Origin of the sequence: Streptomyces sp. NPDC029216, assembly GCF_040648015.1 — a bacterium.
In the GTDB taxonomy this organism is placed as follows: domain Bacteria; phylum Actinomycetota; class Actinomycetes; order Streptomycetales; family Streptomycetaceae; genus Streptomyces.
In genome coordinates, this window is the sequence record NZ_JBEZWL010000007.1 from 21,473 (window position 1) to 40,220 (window position 18,748).

The 18,748-nt window shown below is 72.0% G+C and carries 18 protein-coding genes; 4 read left to right on the forward strand and 14 right to left on the reverse strand.

The window, feature by feature from the left end:
• Positions 1–8 precede the first annotated feature (8 nt).
• From AB0F18_RS04665 to hrcA, 8 genes are all read right to left on the reverse strand, one after another.
• Positions 9–1,070 carry a PhoH family protein gene (locus tag AB0F18_RS04665; RefSeq protein ID WP_362054989.1) on the reverse strand — a complete coding sequence of 354 codons (1,062 nt, stop codon included), beginning with the start codon at positions 1,068–1,070 and terminating at the stop codon, positions 9–11.
• Positions 1,071–1,199: 129 nt separating this feature from the next.
• Complete coding sequence (locus AB0F18_RS04670) at positions 1,200–2,297, reverse strand: PfkB family carbohydrate kinase (protein WP_362054991.1); 1,098 nt, start codon at positions 2,295–2,297, stop codon at positions 1,200–1,202.
• Between the two features lie 177 nt (positions 2,298–2,474).
• Positions 2,475–3,377, reverse strand: coding sequence for a ribonuclease Z (locus AB0F18_RS04675; RefSeq protein WP_362054993.1), 903 nt, complete (start codon positions 3,375–3,377; stop codon positions 2,475–2,477).
• Positions 3,378–3,383: 6 nt separating this feature from the next.
• Positions 3,384–3,743 carry a histidine triad nucleotide-binding protein gene (locus tag AB0F18_RS04680; RefSeq protein WP_362054995.1) on the reverse strand — a complete coding sequence of 120 codons (360 nt, stop codon included), beginning with the start codon at positions 3,741–3,743 and terminating at the stop codon, positions 3,384–3,386.
• A gap of 102 nt (positions 3,744–3,845) precedes the next feature.
• A complete protein-coding gene (locus tag AB0F18_RS04685; protein ID WP_362054997.1) occupies positions 3,846–4,592 on the reverse strand; it encodes a 16S rRNA (uracil(1498)-N(3))-methyltransferase in 747 nt (248 codons plus the stop codon).
• Entirely contained in the window at positions 4,589–5,680 is a 1,092-nt protein-coding gene (locus AB0F18_RS04690) for a nitronate monooxygenase (RefSeq protein ID WP_362054999.1), read from the reverse strand. The genes AB0F18_RS04685 and AB0F18_RS04690 overlap by 4 nt, the downstream gene beginning before the upstream one ends.
• A 156-nt stretch (positions 5,681–5,836) precedes the next feature.
• A complete protein-coding gene (gene dnaJ, locus AB0F18_RS04695; protein ID WP_007263998.1) occupies positions 5,837–6,976 on the reverse strand; it encodes a molecular chaperone DnaJ in 1,140 nt (379 codons plus the stop codon).
• Positions 6,977–7,993 carry a heat-inducible transcriptional repressor HrcA gene (gene hrcA, locus AB0F18_RS04700; protein WP_362055121.1) on the reverse strand — a complete coding sequence of 339 codons (1,017 nt, stop codon included), beginning with the start codon at positions 7,991–7,993 and terminating at the stop codon, positions 6,977–6,979.
• A 166-nt stretch (positions 7,994–8,159) separates the two neighbouring features.
• Between hrcA and AB0F18_RS04705 the strand changes: the two genes are divergently transcribed.
• Both AB0F18_RS04705 and AB0F18_RS04710 read left to right on the forward strand, forming a co-directional pair.
• A complete protein-coding gene (locus tag AB0F18_RS04705; RefSeq protein WP_362055001.1) occupies positions 8,160–8,891 on the forward strand; it encodes an MBL fold metallo-hydrolase in 732 nt (243 codons plus the stop codon).
• Positions 8,892–8,919: 28 nt separating this feature from the next.
• Positions 8,920–9,720 (forward strand): DUF3097 domain-containing protein, encoded by an 801-nt coding sequence (locus AB0F18_RS04710; protein WP_362055003.1) that lies wholly within the window; start codon positions 8,920–8,922, stop codon positions 9,718–9,720.
• A 5-nt stretch (positions 9,721–9,725) separates the two neighbouring features.
• Here the strand turns inward: AB0F18_RS04710 and AB0F18_RS04715 are convergent, their stop codons facing one another.
• The 4 genes from AB0F18_RS04715 to lepA form a co-directional block, all read right to left on the reverse strand.
• Entirely contained in the window at positions 9,726–10,256 is a 531-nt protein-coding gene (locus tag AB0F18_RS04715) for a Uma2 family endonuclease (RefSeq protein WP_362055005.1), read from the reverse strand.
• Between the two features lie 124 nt (positions 10,257–10,380).
• Entirely contained in the window at positions 10,381–11,613 is a 1,233-nt protein-coding gene (hemW, locus tag AB0F18_RS04720) for a radical SAM family heme chaperone HemW (protein WP_362055007.1), read from the reverse strand.
• 133 nt (positions 11,614–11,746) lie between these two features.
• Complete coding sequence (locus AB0F18_RS04725; RefSeq protein WP_362055009.1) at positions 11,747–13,639, reverse strand: long-chain fatty acid--CoA ligase; 1,893 nt, start codon at positions 13,637–13,639, stop codon at positions 11,747–11,749.
• A gap of 254 nt (positions 13,640–13,893) precedes the next feature.
• A complete protein-coding gene (gene lepA, locus AB0F18_RS04730) occupies positions 13,894–15,759 on the reverse strand; it encodes a translation elongation factor 4 (RefSeq protein WP_362055011.1) in 1,866 nt (621 codons plus the stop codon).
• Between the two features lie 210 nt (positions 15,760–15,969).
• On the opposite strand from lepA, the gene rpsT reads away from it, so the two are divergent.
• Entirely contained in the window at positions 15,970–16,230 is a 261-nt protein-coding gene (rpsT, locus tag AB0F18_RS04735; protein ID WP_030030523.1) for a 30S ribosomal protein S20, read from the forward strand.
• Positions 16,231–16,425: 195 nt separating this feature from the next.
• Here rpsT and holA read toward each other — a convergent pair whose 3' ends face one another.
• Positions 16,426–17,418, reverse strand: a complete 993-nt coding sequence (gene holA, locus AB0F18_RS04740; protein ID WP_362055013.1) for a DNA polymerase III subunit delta — start codon at positions 17,416–17,418, stop codon at positions 16,426–16,428.
• A 61-nt stretch (positions 17,419–17,479) separates the two neighbouring features.
• On the opposite strand from holA, the gene AB0F18_RS04745 reads away from it, so the two are divergent.
• On the forward strand, positions 17,480–17,722 hold the full coding sequence (locus AB0F18_RS04745; protein ID WP_362055015.1) for a hypothetical protein: 243 nt from the start codon (positions 17,480–17,482) through the stop codon (positions 17,720–17,722).
• A gap of 20 nt (positions 17,723–17,742) precedes the next feature.
• Here AB0F18_RS04745 and AB0F18_RS04750 read toward each other — a convergent pair whose 3' ends face one another.
• On the reverse strand, positions 17,743–18,603 hold the full coding sequence (locus tag AB0F18_RS04750) for a YceI family protein (protein WP_362055017.1): 861 nt from the start codon (positions 18,601–18,603) through the stop codon (positions 17,743–17,745).
• Between the last annotated feature and the right edge of the window lie 145 nt (positions 18,604–18,748).

Below are 18,748 nucleotides of genomic sequence, written 5' to 3' on the forward strand. Positions count from 1 at the left end.
GCTGGGGTCTACTTCCGCTGGTTGCCGTTCCGGGCGGGACCGGTCTCCCGGGCCGCCTGGCTGTCGTCGTACTTCTCGTACGCGTCGACGATACGGCCGATCAGCTTGTGCCGGACGACATCCTCGGACGTGAGCCGCGAGAAGTGGATGTCGGGCACCCCTTCGAGGATCTCCTGGACCTGGCGCAGACCGCTCCTGGTGCCGTTCGGGAGGTCGACCTGCGTGATGTCACCGGTGATCACGATCTTCGAGTCGAAACCGAGCCGGGTCAGGAACATCTTCATCTGCTCGGGGCTGGTGTTCTGCGCCTCGTCGAGGACGACGAAGGCGTCGTTCAACGTCCGGCCGCGCATGTACGCCAGCGGCGCCACCTCGATGGTCCCGGCGGCCATCAGCCGGGGGATGGAGTCCGGGTCCATCATGTCGTGCAGGGCGTCGTACAGCGGGCGCAGGTACGGGTCGATCTTGTCGAAGAGCGTGCCCGGCAGGAAGCCGAGACGCTCCCCCGCCTCGACGGCGGGCCGGGTCAGGATGATGCGGCTGACCTGCTTGGACTGCAGGGCCTGCACCGCCTTGGCCATGGCGAGGTAGGTCTTTCCGGTACCGGCGGGGCCGATGCCGAAGACGATCGTGTTCTTGTCGATCGCGTCGACGTACCGCTTCTGGTTGAGGGTCTTGGGGCGGATGGTGCGGCCGCGGTTGGAGAGGATGTTCTGGGTGAGCACCTCGGCCGGGGTTTCCAGCGGGCGCCCCTCCGCGTCGCTGCCGTTCGCCTTGAGCATGGCGATCGAGCGTTCCACTGCGTCCTCCGTCATCGGCTGCCCGGTGCGGAGCACCAGCATCATCTCGTCGAACAGGCGCTGGATGAGGGCGACTTCCGCCGCTTCCCCGACCGCGCTGACCTGATTGCCCCGAACGTGGATGTCGGCCCTCGGGAAGGCCTTCTCGATCACGCGCAGCAACGCGTCGCCGGAGCCGAGCACGGTCACCATCGGGTGCGTCGCCGGGACGGTGAAGTGGGCTCGCGTCTGGCCCGGTACGGGGCTGTGGGCTGTCGGTGTCTGAGTCATGGGCCGGCACTGTGGCCTGCGCATACCTCCCGCTGAGGGGCCGCGCCGGTCGACGGCCTCCGGAGTACCAAGGGTACGTCCACCCCGGACGGTTCCCGAGGGGTTTTCCGGCCCGGCCCGGGGCCCCTCCTAGGCGGGGCTGCGGAAGCCGATGGTGGGGACGGCCCGGCGGCGGGAGCAGGGGCCCGCGCCCGGCGGGACGAGGGCGTCCAGGAAGCCGTAGCGGCCGCGCAGGCCCTCGGGGGCCGTGCGCCACCAGTGGGCCACCTCGGCCCAGCCCGGGGCGGAGAGGGAGCCGCCGAACTCCTGCACCGAGAGGGCGGCGGTCAGACCGGCGAAGGCCAGCCGGTCCGCCAGCGGCCACCCCGCGAGGCTGCCGGTGACGAACCCGGCCACGTAGACGTCCCCGGCGCCGGTCGGGTCGAGGGCGTCGACGGCGATCGCGGGTACCTCGGCCGTCTCCCCCGTCCGGGAGTCCACGGCGTACGAGCCCTCCGAGCCCATCGTCACCACGGCGACCGGCACCTTGTCGGCCAGCGCGCGGGCCGCGGCGCGGGGGCAGTCGGTGCGGGTGTACCGCATGGCCTCGCCGGCGTTGGGCAGGAAGGCCTCGCAGTGCTCCAGGTCGGTCAGGGAGCCGAGGTCCCAGCGGCCGGTGTCGTCCCAGCCGACGTCGGCGAAGATCCGCGAGCCGCGGCGGGCCGCCTCGCCGATCCAGTCCTCCCGGCGGTCGGCGGCCAGCGAGGCCACGGCGGCGCGGGTCCTCGGCGGACACCAGGGGAAGGGGCCGGGGCCGGCCGGGGGCGGGGCCTCGTGGCCGTGGGAGACCATCGTGCGCTCGCCCTCGTAGGCCATGGAGACGGTGACGGGGCTGTGCCAGCCGGGGACGGTGCGCGACATGGACAGGTCGATGCCCTCGCCCTGTGCGAGGGCGTCCCAGCAGTACTCGCCGTAGTGGTCGTCGCCGAAGGCGGCGGCGAGGGAGGTGCGCAGGCCCAGGCGGGCGAGGGCGGTGGCCATGTTGGCGACGCCGCCGGGGCTGGATCCCATGCCGCGCGCCCAGGACTCCGTCCCGCGGACGGGGGCGGAGTCGAGGCCGGTGAAGATGATGTCGAGGAAGACGGTCCCGGTCAGGAAGACGTCACAGCCGGGCTCTTGCGGGTCGCGCAGCGGGCCCAGGGGGTCGAGGGTTCCGGGGCGGCTGGTGCGGCTGTCCCGACTGGTCACGGTGTACTCCCCGTTGAAGTGTCGTTTCTGCGTTCGACTGGAGGGCTGCCAGGTTTGCCCGGGCACCTCACGGCCAAACCCAGTGTGACGCACCTCACCTGAGCCTGGCTCTCCTCTCACCCTCGCCCCGCTAGGCCCACGCCAGCGCCCGGACCACCGCTGCGCGGCCCCGCCCGGCTACCGCTTCGGGAGGGACACCCGCGCCAGGTCCGCCGCGATCGTCAGCTCGCCCTCGAACCCCGCCCCCCGCGCCTCCCGTTCGAACTCCGACGGATCGGAGTACCGCTGCGAGAAGTGCGTCAGCACCAGGTGCCGGACCCCGGCGTCCCGCGCCACGCCCGCCGCCTGCGCGGCGGTCAGGTGCCCGTGGTCGGCGGCCAGCCCCGCGTCCGCGTCCAGGAACGTGGACTCGATGACCAGCATGTCGCAGCCTTCTGCCAGTTCCTCCACGCCGGGACACATCCGGGTGTCCATGACGAAGGCGAACCGCTGCCCGGCCCGGTGCTCGCTGACGTCTTCCAGGGTGACCTCGCCCAGCCGTCCCTCGCGCTGGATCCGCCCGACGTCCGGCCCCTTGATGCCGTGCCGTGCGAGCAGCTCCGGCCGCATCCGCCGCCCGTCCGGCTCGGTGAGCCGGTAGCCGAAGGACTCCACCGGGTGGGAGAGCAGCCGCGCCTCCAGGACGTACGAGGGGCCCTGCCCGAGCACCCCGTCCCGTGCCACCGGCTCCTCCCGGAGCCGCACCGTCTCCCGGTAGGCGGTCGCGTACCGCAGCCGGTCGAAGAACTTCTGCCCCGAGGCCGGGTAGTGCGCGGTCACGGGGTGCGGGACCTGGTCGAGGTTGATCCGCTGGATCACCCCGGCCAGGCCGAGGCTGTGGTCACCGTGGAAGTGGGTGACGCAGATCCGGTTGATGTCGTGGGCCGCGACCCCGGCCCGCAGCATCTGCCGCTGCGTGCCCTCGCCCGGGTCGAAGAGGATGCCCTCGCCGTCCCAGCGCAGCAGGTAGCCGTTGTGGTTGCGGTGCCGGGTGGGTACCTGGCTGGCGGTGCCGAGGACCACGAACTCGCGTGCGGACACGGACCGCTACCCGGGGGGCCACTGGAGGCCGCGGCCGCCCAGGACGTGCAGGTGGGCGTGGAAGACGGTCTGGCCCGCGCCGGCGCCGGTGTTGAACACGACCCGGTAGCCGTGCTCGTCGATCTTCTCCTCGGCGGCGATCACCCCGGCCTCACGCAGTATGTCGGCGACCACGGTGGGCTCGGCGGCGGCGAGGGATGCCGCGTCGGGGTAGTGCACCTTCGGGATGACGAGCACGTGCGTCGGCGCCTGCGGGTTGATGTCCCGGAAGGCGAGGGTGGTCTCGGTCTCCCGGACCACGGTCGCGGGGACCTTGCCCGCGACGATCTTGCAGAACAGGCAGTCCGCCTGCGGTTCCCCGGCCATGGCCGCGCCTCCCGTGATGTTGATCGGTCGGGGCATGCTACCGGCCCGGCCACCCGCCCGACCCTCCGGCCGAGCGGGACTCGACCCTCCGCCCGCCGGGGCCTACGCCCAGCGTCCCGTACGGGCCAGCAGGACCGCCGTGGCCGCCGTGCCCGCCGTCGAGGTGCGCAGCACGCTGTGGCCCAGGCGGTACGGGCGGGCGCCGGCCTCGGCGAAGGCGGCCAGTTCCTCCGGGGAGACCCCGCCCTCCGGGCCGACCACCAGGACCACCGAGCCGGACTCCGGCAGCGCGGCCGTCGCCAGGGGCTCGGAGGCGGCCTCGCGGTCCTCGTGGAGCACCATCGCCAGGTCGGCGGTGGCCAGCAGCTGGGCCACCTGCTTCGTGGACAGCGCCTCGCCCACCTCCGGGAAGCGGACCCGGCGCGACTGCTTGCCCGACTCCCGGGCGGTGGCCCGCCACTTGGCCAGGGACTTGGCCCCGCGCTCGCCCCGCCACTGGGTGATGCACCGCGAGGCCTGCCACGGCACGATGGCGTCGACGCCGGTCTCCGTCATCGTCTCCACCGCGACCTCGCCCCGGTCGCCCTTCGGCAGCGCCTGCACCACCGTGATCCGCACGGCCGGCTCCGGCTCCTCCCGGATCTCGTGCAGGTCCGTGACGACCAGGCGGTCCTTGCCCTCGGCCGCCTTGACCACGCCCTCCGCCCAGCGGCCGCGCCCGTCGGTGAGGACCACGTCCTCGCCCGGGGCCAGCCGCTTCACGGACACGGCGTGCCGTCCCTCGGGGCCCTCCAGCACGAACTCCGGCCCCGCGGGGACCTCTTCGACCACGAACACGGGGGCCGTCATGACGCTCTCCTCATCTGCAACACCTTCAACGCGCTCTGTGCCTCGGCCAGTTCGGCCGCCAGCACCTCCACCAGCTCCCCCGCCGGCAGCGCCCGGGCCAGCCGGTGCCCCTGCCCCGCCCACAGCGCCATGCCCTGCGGGTCCCCGGCCGCGGCGGCCGCCTTGCGCAGCCCGGAGGTCATGTGGTGGATCTGGGGGTAGGCGGCCGGGGCGTAGGGGCCGTGCTCGCGCATGAAGCGGTTCACCAGACCCCGCGCGGGCCGGCCCGTGAAGGCCCGGGTGAGCTCCGTGTGCGGGAACATCGGGTCGGTCAGGGCCTTCTTGTGCAGCGGGTGCGCGCCGGACTCCGGGCAGACCAGGAAGGCCGTGCCGAGCTGGACCGACCCCGCGCCCGCCGCGAGGAGCGCCGCGATCTGCGCGCCGCGCATCACTCCGCCCGCCGCGATGATCGGCAGCGTGACGGCCTCCCGTACCTGGGTGACCAGCGTGAGCAGGCCGACGCCCGCCGTGGCGTCGGTCTGCGGGTCGTCGCGGTGGGTGCCCTGGTGGCCGCCGGCCTCGACGCCCTGGACGCAGACGGCGTCCGCGCCGGCCGCCTGGGCGGTGCGGGCCTCGTCGGCCGAGGTCACGGTGACGATCGTGTACGTGCCGGCCGCGCGCAGGCGGGCGAGCGCGGCGGGCTCGGGGCAGCCGTAGGTGAAGGAGACCACCGGTACGGGGTCTTCCAGCAGGATGGCGAGTTTGGCGTCGTAGCCGTCGTCGACGGTGCCGATGATGTCCTCCTCGGCGAGGGAGACCTCGTACCAGCTCGCCTCGCCGGCCAGCTGCCCGCGGTAGGCCTCGACCGCGGCGGGGTCGACGTACCCGGTCTGCGGGAGGAAGAGGTTCACTCCGAAGGGGCGGCGGGTGAGCCCGCGCGTCTGTTTGATCTCCTGGTACATGCCGTCGGCGGTCTTGTAGCCGCCGGCCAGGAAGCCGAGCCCGCCCGCCTCGCACACGGCGGCGACCAGGGGCGGTCCGGAGACGCCGCCCGCCATGGGAGCCTGCACGATCGGGTAGGGGTGGAGACCGTTCGGTGCGGAGGACATGCCCTGCATCGTGCCATGTCCGGGTCACGGCACCGAATCATGGCATTCGCCTGGCATAGTCCGCTTTCCGGATGCCGGGCGGCGGGGGCGTGGAACGGCGAGGAGCCCGGTACGGGGTCTCCCGTACCGGGCTCCTACGACGTCGGCGCCGAACGGTCAGCGGCCGTTGAACGCGTCCTTCAGGCGGCTGAACAGGCCCTGCTGGCCCGGCGCGAACTGGCCCATGGGCCGCTCCTCGCCGCGCAGCTTCGCGAGCTGGCGCAGCAGCTCCTCCTGCTGGGCGTCCAGCTTGCCGGGGGTGGTGACCTCGACGTGGACGATCAGGTCGCCGCGGCCGCCGCCGCGCAGGTGCGTGACGCCGCGCCCGTGCAGCGGGATCGCCTGGCCGGACTGGGTGCCGGGGCGGATGTCGATCTCCTCCATGCCGTCCAGCGTCTCCAGCGGGCACTTGGTGCCCAGGGCCGCCGCCGTCATGGGGATGGTGACCGTGCAGTGCAGGTCGTCCCCGCGCCGCTGGAAGGTCGGGTGCGGCAGCTCGTGGATCTCCACGTACAGGTCACCGGCGGGGCCGCCGCCGGGGCCGACCTCGCCCTCGCCCGCGAGCTGGATGCGGGTGCCGTTCTCGACGCCGGCCGGGATCTTGACCGTCAGGCTGCGGCGGGAGCGGACCCGGCCGTCGCCCGCGCACTCGGGGCACGGGGTCGGGACCACGGTGCCGAAGCCCTGGCACTGCGGGCAGGGGCGCGAGGTCATGACCTGGCCCAGGAAGGACCGGGTGACCTGCGAGACCTCACCGCGGCCGCGGCACATGTCACAGGTCTGCGCCGAGGTGCCGGGCGCGGCGCCCTCGCCGGAGCAGGTGCCGCAGACCACGGCGGTGTCGACCTGGATGTCCTTGGTCGTACCGAAGGCGGCCTCGTCCAGCTCCAGGTCCAGGCGGATCATGGCGTCCTGGCCGCGGCGGGTCCGCGAGCGCGGTCCGCGCTGCGAGGCCTGGCCGAAGAAGGCGTCCATGATGTCGGAGAAGTTTCCGAAGCCGCCGGCTCCGAAGCCGCCCGCGCCACCGCCGCCGCCCGAGGAGGACAGCGGGTCGCCGCCGAGGTCGTAGACCTGCTTCTTCTGCGGGTCGGAGAGGACCTCGTAGGCCGCGTTGATCTCCTTGAAGCGCTCCTGCGTCTTCGGGTCCGGGTTCACGTCCGGGTGGAGTTCACGCGCGAGGCGGCGGAAGGCCTTCTTGATCTCGTCCTGCGATGCGTCGCGGCGCACGCCGAGAACGGCGTAGTAGTCCGTGGCCACTTACGACTCCGCCAGGATCTGTCCGACGTAACGTGCCACTGCGCGTACCGCTCCCATCGTTCCGGGGTAGTCCATGCGGGTCGGTCCGACCACGCCGAGTTTGGCGACTGCTTCGCCGCCCGAACCGTAGCCGACGGACACGACCGACGTGGAGTTGAGCCCCTCGTAGGCGTTCTCGTGCCCGATCCGTACGGCCATCCCCGACTCCCCGGCCTCGCCCAGCAGCTTGAGGAGCACCACGTGCTCCTCCAGCGCTTCGAGCACCGGCCTGATCGTCAAGGGAAAGTCATGTCCGAAGCGAGTGAGGTTGGCGGTGCCGCCGATCATCAGCCGCTCCTCCGCCTCCTCGGCCAGGGTTTCGAGAAGGGTCGCGAGCACCGCCTTGACGGTCGCCCGGTCGTCGATCTCGAACGACTCCGGCAGGTCCTGCACCAGGTTCGGTACGTCGGTGAAACGACGGCCGACGACCCGGCTGTTGAGCCGCGCCCGCAGATCGGCGAGGGAGGTCTCGCCGAACGGGGTCTGGGTGTCGACCATGCGCTGCTCGACCCGCCCGGTGTCGGTGATCAGTACGAGCATCAGCCGGGCCGGGGCCAGCGACAGCAGCTCGACGTGCCGGACGGTGGAGCGGGTCAGCGACGGGTACTGGACGACGGCGACCTGGCGGGTGAGCTGCGCGAGCAGCCGGACCGTGCGGCCGACGACGTCGTCGAGGTCCACGGCCCCGTCGAGGAAGTTCTGGATGGCCCTGCGCTCGGGCGTCGACAGCGGCTTGACCCCGGCCAGCCGGTCGACGAAGAGGCGGTAGCCCTTGTCGGTGGGGATCCGGCCGGCGCTGGTGTGGGGCTGGGCGATGTAGCCCTCCTCCTCCAGCACGGCCATGTCGTTGCGCACGGTGGCCGGTGAGACGCCCAGCTTGTGCCGCTCGGTGAGGGCCTTGGATCCGACGGGCTCCTCCGTCCCGACGTAGTCCTGGACGATGGCGCGTAGCACTTCGAGTCTGCGTTCACTGAGCATCGCGCACACCTCCGGATGCGGTCGGTCGTCGGTCATCGGTCGGTCTTGGCCGGTCGGTCTTGATCGGCTGGCACTCTGGGCGCCCGAGTGCCAGAGATCCCCCGGTCAGTGTACGGCCGGGTAGTACGCCGCAGGCAAGGGCGGCCTGCCAGGGTAACGTCGCCGCATGGACGTACGGTGGGAAGAGGCGGGCTGGGAACGGCTGACCGGACGGGCCGGACGGCGACGGCTGCCGGTGTGGGACTGCACGGTGGGTCTGGTGGTGGGGGACGAGTCGGTGCTCCTGATCGACCCCGGATCCAGTGTGCGGGAGGGGGCGCAGGTGCGGGCCGAGGCGGAGCGGCTGACCGGCCGGCACGTGACCCATATCGCATTCACCCACGGACATTTCGACCACGTGCTGGGCGGCGCCGCCTTCGCGGGCGCCCAGTTCTACGGCGCGGTGGGGCTGGACCGGCTGCTGGCGACGCCCACGGGCCGGGAGGAGCTCCGGTACAGCGCGGTGGCCCAGGGCCTGGCGCAGGACGCGGCCGCAGAGGCCTGCGACCTGCTGAAGGCGCCGGGGCACCTGGTGTCGGGCGAGTGGACGCTGGAGCTGGGCGGGGTGCAGGTGCTGCTGGCCAACGTGGGGCCCGCGCACTCCCAGCACGACCTGGCCGTCTTCGTGCCGGGCGAGCGGGAGACGGTGTTCTGCGGGGACCTGGTGGAGGAGTCGGGCGAGCCGCAGGCGGGGTCGGACGCGGTGCCGGGCCAGTGGCCGGCCGCCCTGGACCGGCTGCTGTCGCTGGGCGGCGAGGACGCGCTGTACGTGCCGGGTCACGGAGCGGTGGTGGACGCGGGCTTCGTACGTGCGCAACGCGCCACACTGGCGGCCCGTTTCGGCGTGTCGCGGGCGTGAGGGCGGCCGCGCTCCTAGTGTCGGCCGGATGCGTGAGTACTCCCCCGACCTGACCCCGCAGTGGAAGCGCGCCAAGCCGGTGCCGGAGGTGCCGGCCGACCCCGATCTGGTGGTCGAGGTGGCGGGTACGGACTTCTGCGGCGCGGTGGTGGCGTGCGAGGCGGGCACGGTGACCCTGGAGGACCGGTTCGGCAAGCGGCGGGTCTTCCCGCTGGAGCCGCGCGGCTTCCTGCTGGACGGCGCGGTGGTGACCCTGACCCGCCCGTCACGGGCTCCCGCCGCACCGGCCCGTACGGCCTCGGGCTCGATCGCCGTACCGGGGGCGCGGGCCCGGGTGGCGCGGGCGGGGCGGATCTACGTGGAGGGGCGGCACGACGCCGAGCTGGTCGAGCGGGTCTGGGGCGACGACCTGCGCATCGAGGGCGTGGTGGTGGAGTACCTGGAGGGGATCGACGACCTCGCGGCCGTGGTGGCGGAGTTCGCCCCCGGCCCCGACGCCCGCCTGGGCGTCCTGGTGGACCACCTGGTGCCGGGTTCGAAGGAGTCCCGGATCGCGGCCTCGGTGACCTCGCCGGACGTGCTGGTGGTGGGCCACCCGTACGTGGACGTCTGGCAGGCGGTGAAGCCGTCGGCACTGGGCATCGGGGCGTGGCCGGAGATCCCGCGCGGCCAGGACTGGAAGACGGGCGTCTGCCGGGCCCTGGGCTGGCCGCAGAACACAGGGGCCGCCTGGCAGCACATCCTGTCCCGCGTGACGTCCTACCGCGACCTGGAGCCGACGCTGCTGGGGCGGGTGGAGGAGCTGATCGACTTCGTCACGGCCCCCTGACCGGGCTACTGGAGAGTGCCGAACTCCGTGGTGTCGAGCGTGATGCCGAGGGCGTCGAGGGGAACCGGATCGCCGAACTTGCCGGTCCACTCGTTGCGGTAACCGGCCTCTTCGCCGGCGCCGAAGGGTTCGGTGAGCACCACGCACTTGGCCTGGAAAGGGTCGATGATCAAGTAGGCGGGGATGCGGCCGCCCGCGTAGATGGACCGCTTGGTCACGTAATCACGCAGCTTGCTGGTCTTGGATACGACCTCGACCACCATCGCCAAGGCGCCTGCGGGCAGTAGGCGACCCGACTCCGGCGCCGCCTCGATAGGCAGGACGACGAGGTCGGGCTGCGGCTCGGACGATTCGGCCGGGATGTCCACGTCCTGCGTCTGGAGCGGGTACCAGCGATCCACGGGGATCTGCCGCTGCACGAACATGACGATCAGGTTGTGGACCACGTCAGGCCCCGCCATCATCACGATTTCCCCCCTGAGGAGCTCGACCTTGAAGCCCTCGGGAGCCTCGAAGCTCTCGAAGTACTCGGTCATCCGGCGATCGTCCACAGCGGTCATCTCCGTGCCCTCCACTTCTGCCGCCGGGGTTGCGACAGAAAGCTACTCACAGGCTAGGCCGCGCCCGCCCGTATCCGCAGCGATTCACTCCGGGGAGTGATCAGTCCACCAGGTCCCGCACCACCGCGTCCGCCAGGAGCCGCCCCCGCAGGGTCAGCACCGCGCGCCCGGCCTCGTACGGGACGGGTTCCAGCAGGCCGTCGGCCAGGGCGCGGCGGGAAGCCGCCAGGCCCGCCGGGGCCAGCAGGGACAGCGGGACGCCGTCGACGAGGCGGAGCTCCAGCAGGATCCGCTCCACCCGCCGGTCCTCCTCCGAGAGGAGCTCGCGCCCCGCGCCCGGGGAGCGGCCCTCGGCGAGGGCGGCCGCGTAGGCGCCGGGGTGCTTGACGTTCCACCAGCGGACCCCGCCCACGTGCGAGTGGGCGCCGGGGCCGGCGCCCCACCAGTCGGCCCCGCGCCAGTACAGCTCGTTGTGCAGGCAGCGGCCGGCCTCGGAGGTGGCCCAGTTCGAGACCTCGTACCAGGAGTACCCGGCCCGCTCCATGACCTCGTCGGCGATCAGGTACCGGTCGGCGTGGACGTCGTCGTCGGTCATCGGGACCTCGCCGCGGCGGATCCGGCGGGCCAGCTGGGTGCCCTCCTCGACGATGAGGGCGTACGCGCTGATGTGGTCGGGCCCGGCGCCGAGCGCGGCGTCCAGGGAGGCCCGCCAGTCCTCGTCGGACTCGCCGGGGGTGCCGTAGATCAGGTCGAGGTTGACGTGCTCGAAGCCCGCCGCGCGCGCCTCGGCGACGCAGGCCTCGGGGCGGCCGGGGGTGTGGGTGCGGTCGAGCACCTTCAGGACGTGCTGCTTCGCGCTCTGCATGCCGAAGGAGATCCGGTTGAAGCCGCCCGCGCGCAGCTCGGCCAGGTACGCGGGGTTCACGGACTCCGGGTTGGCCTCGGTGGTGATCTCGGCGTCCTCGGCGAGGCCGAACTCGTCGCGGATCGCCCCGAGCATGCGGACGAGGTCCCCGGCGGGCAGCAGCGTGGGCGTGCCGCCGCCGACGAAGACGGTCCGTACGGCGCGCGGGTCGTCGCCGAGCACCTTGCGGGCCAGGCGGACCTCGTCGATCAGGGTGTCGGCGTAGTTCTCCCGGGAGGCGAGGACGCCGCCGGTGCCGCGCAGCTCGGTGGCGGTGTAGGTGTTGAAGTCGCAGTACCCGCAGCGCGTGGCGCAGTACGGGACGTGCAGGTAGAACCCCAGCGGCCGCCCCCCGGCGCCCGCCAGGGCATGCGACGGCAGCGAGCCGTCTTCGGGCATGGGGTCACCATCGGGCAGTGCGGAAGGCATGTGCCCATTGTCCCGCACTCGCCGTGGCCCGGCGGCCCCGCGCCGGACGGACCGCCGGGCCGGGGCTCACGGCGTGCGGGGCCGGCGGGGCGGCGGCCCCGCCGCCCCGCCCCGTGCGGCTCGCCGCCAGGCGTCAGGCCTCGCGGGAGCCCGCGTACATCTCCTCGATGAGGTGCTTGAACTCACGCTCGACGACCGGGCGCTTCAGCTTGAGGCTGGGCGTGAGGTCGCCGTGCTCGACGTCGAGGTCGCGCGGGAGGATCCGGAACTTCTTGATCGTCTGCCAGCGCTGGAGGTTCTCGTTGAGCGTCTGGACGTAGGTCTCGATCAGGCGGTTGGTCTCGGGCGCGGCGAGGACCTCGCCGTACGTCCTGCCCTCCAGGCCGTTCTCGGCGGCCCAGCCCAGGATCGCGGGCTCGTCGAGGGCGACGAGGGCGGAGCAGAAGTTCCGGTCGGCGCCGTGCACCACGATGGTGGAGACGTAGGGGCAGATCGCCTTGAACTGGCCCTCGATCTCGGCGGGGGCGACGTACTTGCCGCCGGAGGTCTTGATCAGGTCCTTCTTGCGGTCGGTGATGCGCAGGTAGCCGTCCGGGGAGAGCTCGCCGATGTCGCCGGTGTGCAGCCAGCCGTCGCTCTCCAGGACCTCGTCGGTCTTGTCGGGCTGGCGGTGGTAGCCCTGCATGATGCCGGGGCCGCGCAGCAGGACCTCGCCGTCGTCGGCGATGCGCACCTCGGTGCCGGGCAGGGGCTTGCCGACGGTGCCGGTGCGGTAGGCCTCGCCGGGGTTGACGAAGGAGGCGGCGCTGGACTCCGTCAGGCCGTAGCCCTCCAGGATGTGGATGCCGGCGCCGGAGAAGAAGTAGCCGATCTCGGGGGCCAGGGCGGAGGCGCCGGAGACGGCGGCGCGCAGCTTGCCGCCGAAGGCCTCGCGCAGCTTGGAGTAGACGAGCGCGTCGGCGACCTTGTGCCGGGTGGCGAGGCCGAAGGGGGCGGTGGCCCGGCCGGTGCGGCGGTAGTTGTCCTGGGTGACCTTGGCGTACTCGCGGGCGACGCCGACGGCCCACTGGAAGATCTTGTACTTGGCGCCGCCGCCGGCCCGGGCCTTGGCGGCCACGCCGTTGTAGACCTTCTCGAAGATGCGCGGGACGGCCGCCATGTAGGTCGGCTGGACGACCGGCAGGTTTTCGATGATCTTGTCGATGCGGCCGTCGACGGCGGTGACGTGCCCGACCTCGATCTGGCCGGAGGTGAGCACCTTGCCGAAGACGTGCGCGAGGGGCAGCCACAGGTACTGGACGTCGTCGCTGTGGATCATGCCGGTGGCGACGGTGGCCTTCGCCATGTATGACCAGTTGTCGTGCGGGAGCCGGACGCCCTTGGGGCGGCCGGTGGTGCCCGAGGTGTAGATGAGGGTGGCGAGCTGGTCGGCGGTGATGGCCGCGATCCGGTCCTTGACCGCCGCCGGGTGCTGGGCGAGGTACTCCTTGCCGCGGGCCTCCAGGTCGGCGAGGGAGAGCACCCAGCCCTCCGGGTCGCCCTCGGCGGCGACGGCGTCGGCCGTCTCCACGACGACCACGTGGGCGAGGTCGGGGAGGTCGGCGCGGCACTCGCGGGCCTTGGCCAGCTGGGCGGCGTCCTCGGCGATGAGCACCCGGCTCTCGGAGTCCGAGAGGATGAAGGCGGACTCCTCCGCGTTGGTGCTGGGGTAGATCGTGGTGACGGCGCCGCCGGCGCACATCACGCCCAGGTCGGCGAGGATCCACTCGACGCGGGTGTTGGAGGCGAGCGCCACGCGCTCCTCGGGGCGCAGGCCCAGGGTGATCAGGCCGGCGGCGATGGCGAAGACCCGGTCGGCCGCCTGCCCCCAGCTGAGCGACTTCCAGTCATCGGGGCCCCCCTCGGGGCGGGCCGAGGGGACGGGGTAGCGGTAGGCCTCCCCGTTCGGCGTGGCGGCGACGCGGTCAAGGAAGAGGGCCGCCACGGTGGGCGGGCGGTTCTCGATCAAGGTCTGTGTGTCGCTCACGACATCCTCCGGACCGGGTCCACGCGGCCAGGGCGTGGGCGTGGGGCGCTTGGGACTGGCGGGGGTACAGCCGCCGGGTGAGCGGCTGGCGGGTTTCATTACCGGCCGGTTAACTGGCCGGTAACCATCGAGCTTTGATCAGGGTAGAGGCCGTCCGCCCGGTGCGTAAGGGCCTCCGAGGCGCCGCTTGATAACGAAAAGGGCCCCCATGCGTGTGCATGTGGGCCCTTTCGCGCGACATGGGACCGCCGCGGCTACTTCTTCTTGGCGCTGGACTCGTCGCTGGAGAGGACGGCGATGAAGGCCTCCTGCGGGACCTCCACGGAGCCGACCATCTTCATGCGCTTCTTGCCTTCCTTCTGCTTCTCCAGCAGCTTCCGCTTACGGGAGATGTCACCGCCGTAGCACTTGGCGAGGACGTCCTTGCGGATGGCGCGGATGGTCTCGCGGGCGATGACGCGGGAGCCGACGGCCGCCTGGATCGGCACCTCGAACGCCTGCCGCGGGATGAGCTCGCGCAGCTTGGCGACCAGGCGCACGCCGTAGGCGTAGGCGGCGTCCTTGTGGCAGACGGCGGAGAAGGCGTCGACCTTGTCGCCGTGCAGCAGGATGTCCACCTTGACCAGGCTGGAGGCCTGCTCGCCGGTGGGCTCGTAGTCGAGGGAGGCGTAACCGCGCGTCTTGGACTTCAGCTGGTCGAAGAAGTCGAACACGATCTCCGCGAGCGGGAGCGTGTAGCGGATCTCGACGCGGTCCTCGGAGAGGTAGTCCATGCCGAGCAGGGTGCCGCGGCGGGTCTGGCAGAGCTCCATGATCGCGCCGATGAACTCGGTGGGCGCGAGGACGGTGGCCCGGACGACCGGCTCGAAGACGTCCTTGATCTTGCCTTCGGGGAACTCGCTCGGGTTGGTGACGGTGACTTCCTTGCCGTCCTCCAGCACCACCCGGTAGACCACGTTGGGCGCGGTGGCGATCAGGTCGAGGCCGAACTCGCGCTCCAGGCGCTCGCGGACCACGTCCAGGTGGAGCAGGCCGAGGAAGCCGACGCGGAAGCCGAAGCCGAGCGCCGCCGAGGTCTCCGGCTCGTAGACGAGCGCGGCGTCGTTGAGCTGGAGCTTGTCCAGGGCCTCGCGCAGCTCCGGGTAGTCCGAACCGTCGAGCGGGTACAGGCCCGAGAAGACCATCGGCTTCGGGTCCTTGTAGCCGCCGAGGGACTCGGTGGCGCCGCCGACCTGCTGAGTGATGGTGTCGCCGACCTTGGACTGGCGGACGTCCTTCACACCGGTGATCAGGTAGCCCACCTCGCCGACGGACAGGCCGTCGGCCGGGAGCATCTCTGGCGAGTTGGTGCCGATCTCCAGCAGCTCGTGCGTGGCGCCGGTGGACATCATCCGGATGCGCTCGCGCTTGTTGAGCGTGCCGTCGACCACACGGACGTACGTGACCACGCCGCGGTAGGAGTCGTAGACCGAGTCGAAGATCATCGCGCGGGCGGGGGCGTCCTTGACGCCGACCGGGGCCGGGACGGTGTCGACGACGCGGTTGAGCAGCGCGTCGACGCCCAGGCCGGTCTTCGCCGAGACGCGCAGGACGTCGTCCGGGTCGCAGCCGACCAGGTTCGCGAGCTCCTCGGCGAACTTCTCCGGCTGGGCGGCCGGCAGGTCGATCTTGTTCAGGACCGGGACGATCGCGAGGTCGTTCTCCATCGCCAGGTACAGGTTGGCGAGGGTCTGGGCCTCGATCCCCTGCGCGGCGTCCACCAGGAGGATCGTGCCCTCGCAGGCGGCGAGGGAGCGGGAGACCTCGTAGGTGAAGTCGACGTGCCCGGGCGTGTCGATCATGTTCAGGATGTGCGTGGTGCCCGTGCCGGCGCCCTCGGTGGGGGCCCAGGGCAGGCGGACCGCCTGCGACTTGATCGTGATGCCGCGCTCACGCTCGATGTCCATGCGGTCGAGGTACTGGGCGCGCATCTGCCGCTGGTCGACGACACCGGTGAGCTGGAGCATCCGGTCGGCGAGGGTCGACTTGCCGTGGTCGATGTGCGCGATGATGCAGAAGTTACGGATCAGCGCCGGGTCGGTACGGCTCGGCTCGGGCACGTGGCTGGGGATGGCGGGCACGCAGTGTCCTGATTCTCGGGTCGCTGTCGGATCTGCTGTCGGATCGGTACGCAGACTTGTACGCAGACTCCCATGGTCCCATGGACGCGGGGATGCGCTCGGTTTGGGCCGGTCGAAGCGCGCCTGGTAGCCTGGGTGGCTGTGTCTCGCATGCCCTCTCAGCAGACGAGGCACATCCGGAAAATACTCTGAACCTGAAAAGGCTCTTTCGTGGCGAACATCAAGTCCCAGATCAAGCGGAACAAGACCAACGAGAAGGCTCGCCTTCGCAACAAGTCGGTCAAGTCCGAGCTGCGCACCTTCATCCGCAAGGCCAACGAGGCCATCCTCGCCGGCGACGCGGAGAAGGCCACCGCTGCGGCCCGCCTGGCTTCCAAGAAGCTGGACAAGGCCGTCTCGAAGGGTGTCATCCACAAGAACGCCGCCGCCAACAAGAAGTCGGCGCTGGCCTCCAAGGTTGCCGCCATCTGAGTTCCGCACTCGATGTGATCGCCGGGACGGACCAAGCGGGCCCTCTCATCCGCTCCTGACCGGCAACCCGCGCCGCACGCGGCCTGCGTTCGCCACGCGGGTGCGGCGCACACAGCAGTGACCGAAGGCCCCGGCCTCCGCCCTTCCCCAGGGCGGCGGCCGGGGCCTTCGTGTGTCCTCGGTGCCCGGAGGGCCTCAGCGGCGCTGGGGGCGGGCCGCGCGGGCCACCGCCACGACGGCCTTCTCCAGCGCGTACTCGGGGTCGTCACCGCCGCCCTTGACGCCCGCGTCGGCCAGCGCGACCGCGCGCAGCGCCTCCGAGACCCCGTCCGCCGACCAGCCCCGCATCTGCTGGCGGACCCGGTCGATCTTCCACGGCGGCATCCCGAGGTCCCGCGCGAGGTCGCCCGGACGGGCTCCGCGCGGTGCCGACGCCAGCTTCCCGATCGCCCGGACCGCCTGGGCCAGCGCGCTCGTGATCAGCACCGGCGCCACCCCGGTGGCCAGGGACCAGCGCAGGGCCTCCAGGGCCTCCGCCGCCCGCCCCTCGACCGCCCGGTCGGCGACGGTGAAGCTGGACGCCTCGGCCCGGCCCGTGTAGTAGCGGCCGACCACGGCCTCGTCGATGGTGCCCTCGACGTCCGCGCACAGCTGCGCCGCCGCGCTCGCCAGCTCCCGCAGGTCGCCGCCGATCGCGTCGACCAGGTTCTGGCAGGCCTCGGGGGTGGCCGAACGGCCCAGCGCCCGGAACTCGCCCCGGACGAACGAGAGCCGGTCCGCGGCCTTCGTCATCTTCGGGCAGGCGATCTCCCGGGCCCCGGCCTTGCGGGCCGCGTCCAGCACGGCCTTGCCCTTGACCCCGCCCGCGTGGAGGAGGACGAGGCTGATCTCCTCGTACGGGGCGGCGAGGTAGGCCTTGACCTCCTTGACCGTGTCCGCGCCGAGGTCCTGCGCGTTCCGCACGATCAGGACCTTGCGCTCGGAGAAGAGCGAAGGACTCGTCAGCTCGGCCAGGGTGCCGGGCTGGAGCTGGTCGGAGGTGAGGTCCCGCACGTCCGTGTCGGCGTCGGCCGCGCGGGCGGCCGCCACCACGTCCCGGACGACGCGGTCGAGCAGCAGGTCCTCCTGCCCCACCGCGAGGGTGGTCGGGGCGAGGGGATCGTCGGTGGGGTTCTTCCTGGTGGCCATCGGCCCCAGCATCCCACGCCGCACTGACAGCGCCCCGCCCACGGTGCCCGAGAATGGTCCGGTGAACGTGCGACATGTACTGGTCCTGCCCGACCGCGACGCCGCCGAGGAGGTGGCCCAGGAGGCCGTCGACCGCTTCGGCCTGTCCGAGGAACCCCAGCTGGTGCGCGACGCCCTGGCCGGCGAGGACGACGCCGAGGACGCCCAGTGGCTGGTGGTCGTCGAGGACCCGCAGCAGCGGCTGGACACCGCCGTGCTGGACGAGCTCGCCGCCGCGTACGAGGGCTGGCTCGAAGCCCCCTGAGCCCCGCCCCGCCGCCGCTCTCAGGCCTTGTGGACGATCTGGACGTCCAGGGCCACTTCCACGCTCGAACCGATCGCCGCGATCCCCTGCGCCAGTATCGACTGCCAGTTGAGGGTGAAGTCCTCGCGGTGCAGCTCCGCCGAGGCGCGGCAGGCGGCCCGCGGCTCGCCCTCCAGGCCCGTGCCGACGCCCAGGTACTGGGTGTCCAGGGTGACGGTACGGCTGACCCCGTGGAGGGTCAGAGCGCCCGCGACCGCCCAGCGGCTGCCGCCGCGGTGGATGAACCGCTCGCTGTAGAACTCCACCGTCGGGTAGCGGGCCGCGTCCAGGAAGTCCACCGACCGCAGGTGGTCGTCCCGCATCCGCAGCCCGGTGTCGATGCTCGCCGCGTCGATGATGACGTGCATGGTGGAGTCCTCCATCCGCTCCGCGATCCGCACCGCGCCGGCGAAGGTGGTGAACCGGCCGTGGATCCGGGCGAAGCCGATGTGCTTCGCGGTGAAGCCGATCGAGGAGTGCGTCGGGTCCAGCTCCCAGTGACCGGGCTGCGGGAGCACCGGCGGCTCCACCGCGTCCAGGACGATCTCCGCGGTGCCCGGCTGCGCCGGGTCGCCGACGAGCGTCGCCCCGTGGAAGGGCGCGTAGCCCTCGGCGCTCACCGACAGCCGGTACTCCCCCTCCGGCATCGCCGCGGTGAACCCCCCGTACGGGTCCGTCTCGCCGCTGACGACCCGTCGGCCGATCGGATCGGTCACCTCGAACTTGGCCTGCCGGATGGGCTGGTGGACCGTGTCGAGGACCCGACAGCTCAACAGGCGTGCCGTGGGCGGCAGCGTGAGTGTGGCGGACGACTGCGAACTGCCGCTTCCGGCCGTATCCATCCCCCGTCGGCGACCGAACATGGCTGATGCACCCCCGTGCTGTGTGTACTTGGTCCGTTCTGGCGAAGAGGCATTCGATCATGCTGTCGGGTTGTGGGCAAACAGAGTGGTCGCGCCCGGTATGACCGCGCCTTTTCGGACGCCG

Bases quoted from the DNA above. Each gene is read 5' to 3' on its own strand.
- AB0F18_RS04665 (WP_362054989.1), bottom strand. From the start codon at position 1,070: ATGACTCAGACACCGACAGCCCACAGCCCCGTACCGGGCCAGACGCGA.
- AB0F18_RS04680 (WP_362054995.1), bottom strand. From the start codon at position 3,743: ATGGCCGGGGAACCGCAGGCGGACTGCCTGTTCTGCAAGATCGTCGCG.
- AB0F18_RS04685 (WP_362054997.1), bottom strand. From the start codon at position 4,592: ATGACGGCCCCCGTGTTCGTGGTCGAAGAGGTCCCCGCGGGGCCGGAG.
- AB0F18_RS04690 (WP_362054999.1), bottom strand. From the start codon at position 5,680: ATGTCCTCCGCACCGAACGGTCTCCACCCCTACCCGATCGTGCAGGCT.
- hrcA (WP_362055121.1), bottom strand. From the start codon at position 7,993: ATGCTCAGTGAACGCAGACTCGAAGTGCTACGCGCCATCGTCCAGGAC.
- AB0F18_RS04705 (WP_362055001.1), top strand. From the start codon at position 8,160: ATGGACGTACGGTGGGAAGAGGCGGGCTGGGAACGGCTGACCGGACGG.
- AB0F18_RS04710 (WP_362055003.1), top strand. From the start codon at position 8,920: ATGCGTGAGTACTCCCCCGACCTGACCCCGCAGTGGAAGCGCGCCAAG.
- AB0F18_RS04715 (WP_362055005.1), bottom strand. From the start codon at position 10,256: ATGACCGAGTACTTCGAGAGCTTCGAGGCTCCCGAGGGCTTCAAGGTC.
- hemW (WP_362055007.1), bottom strand. From the start codon at position 11,613: ATGCCTTCCGCACTGCCCGATGGTGACCCCATGCCCGAAGACGGCTCG.
- holA (WP_362055013.1), bottom strand. From the start codon at position 17,418: ATGGCCACCAGGAAGAACCCCACCGACGATCCCCTCGCCCCGACCACC.
- AB0F18_RS04750 (WP_362055017.1), bottom strand. From the start codon at position 18,603: ATGGATACGGCCGGAAGCGGCAGTTCGCAGTCGTCCGCCACACTCACG.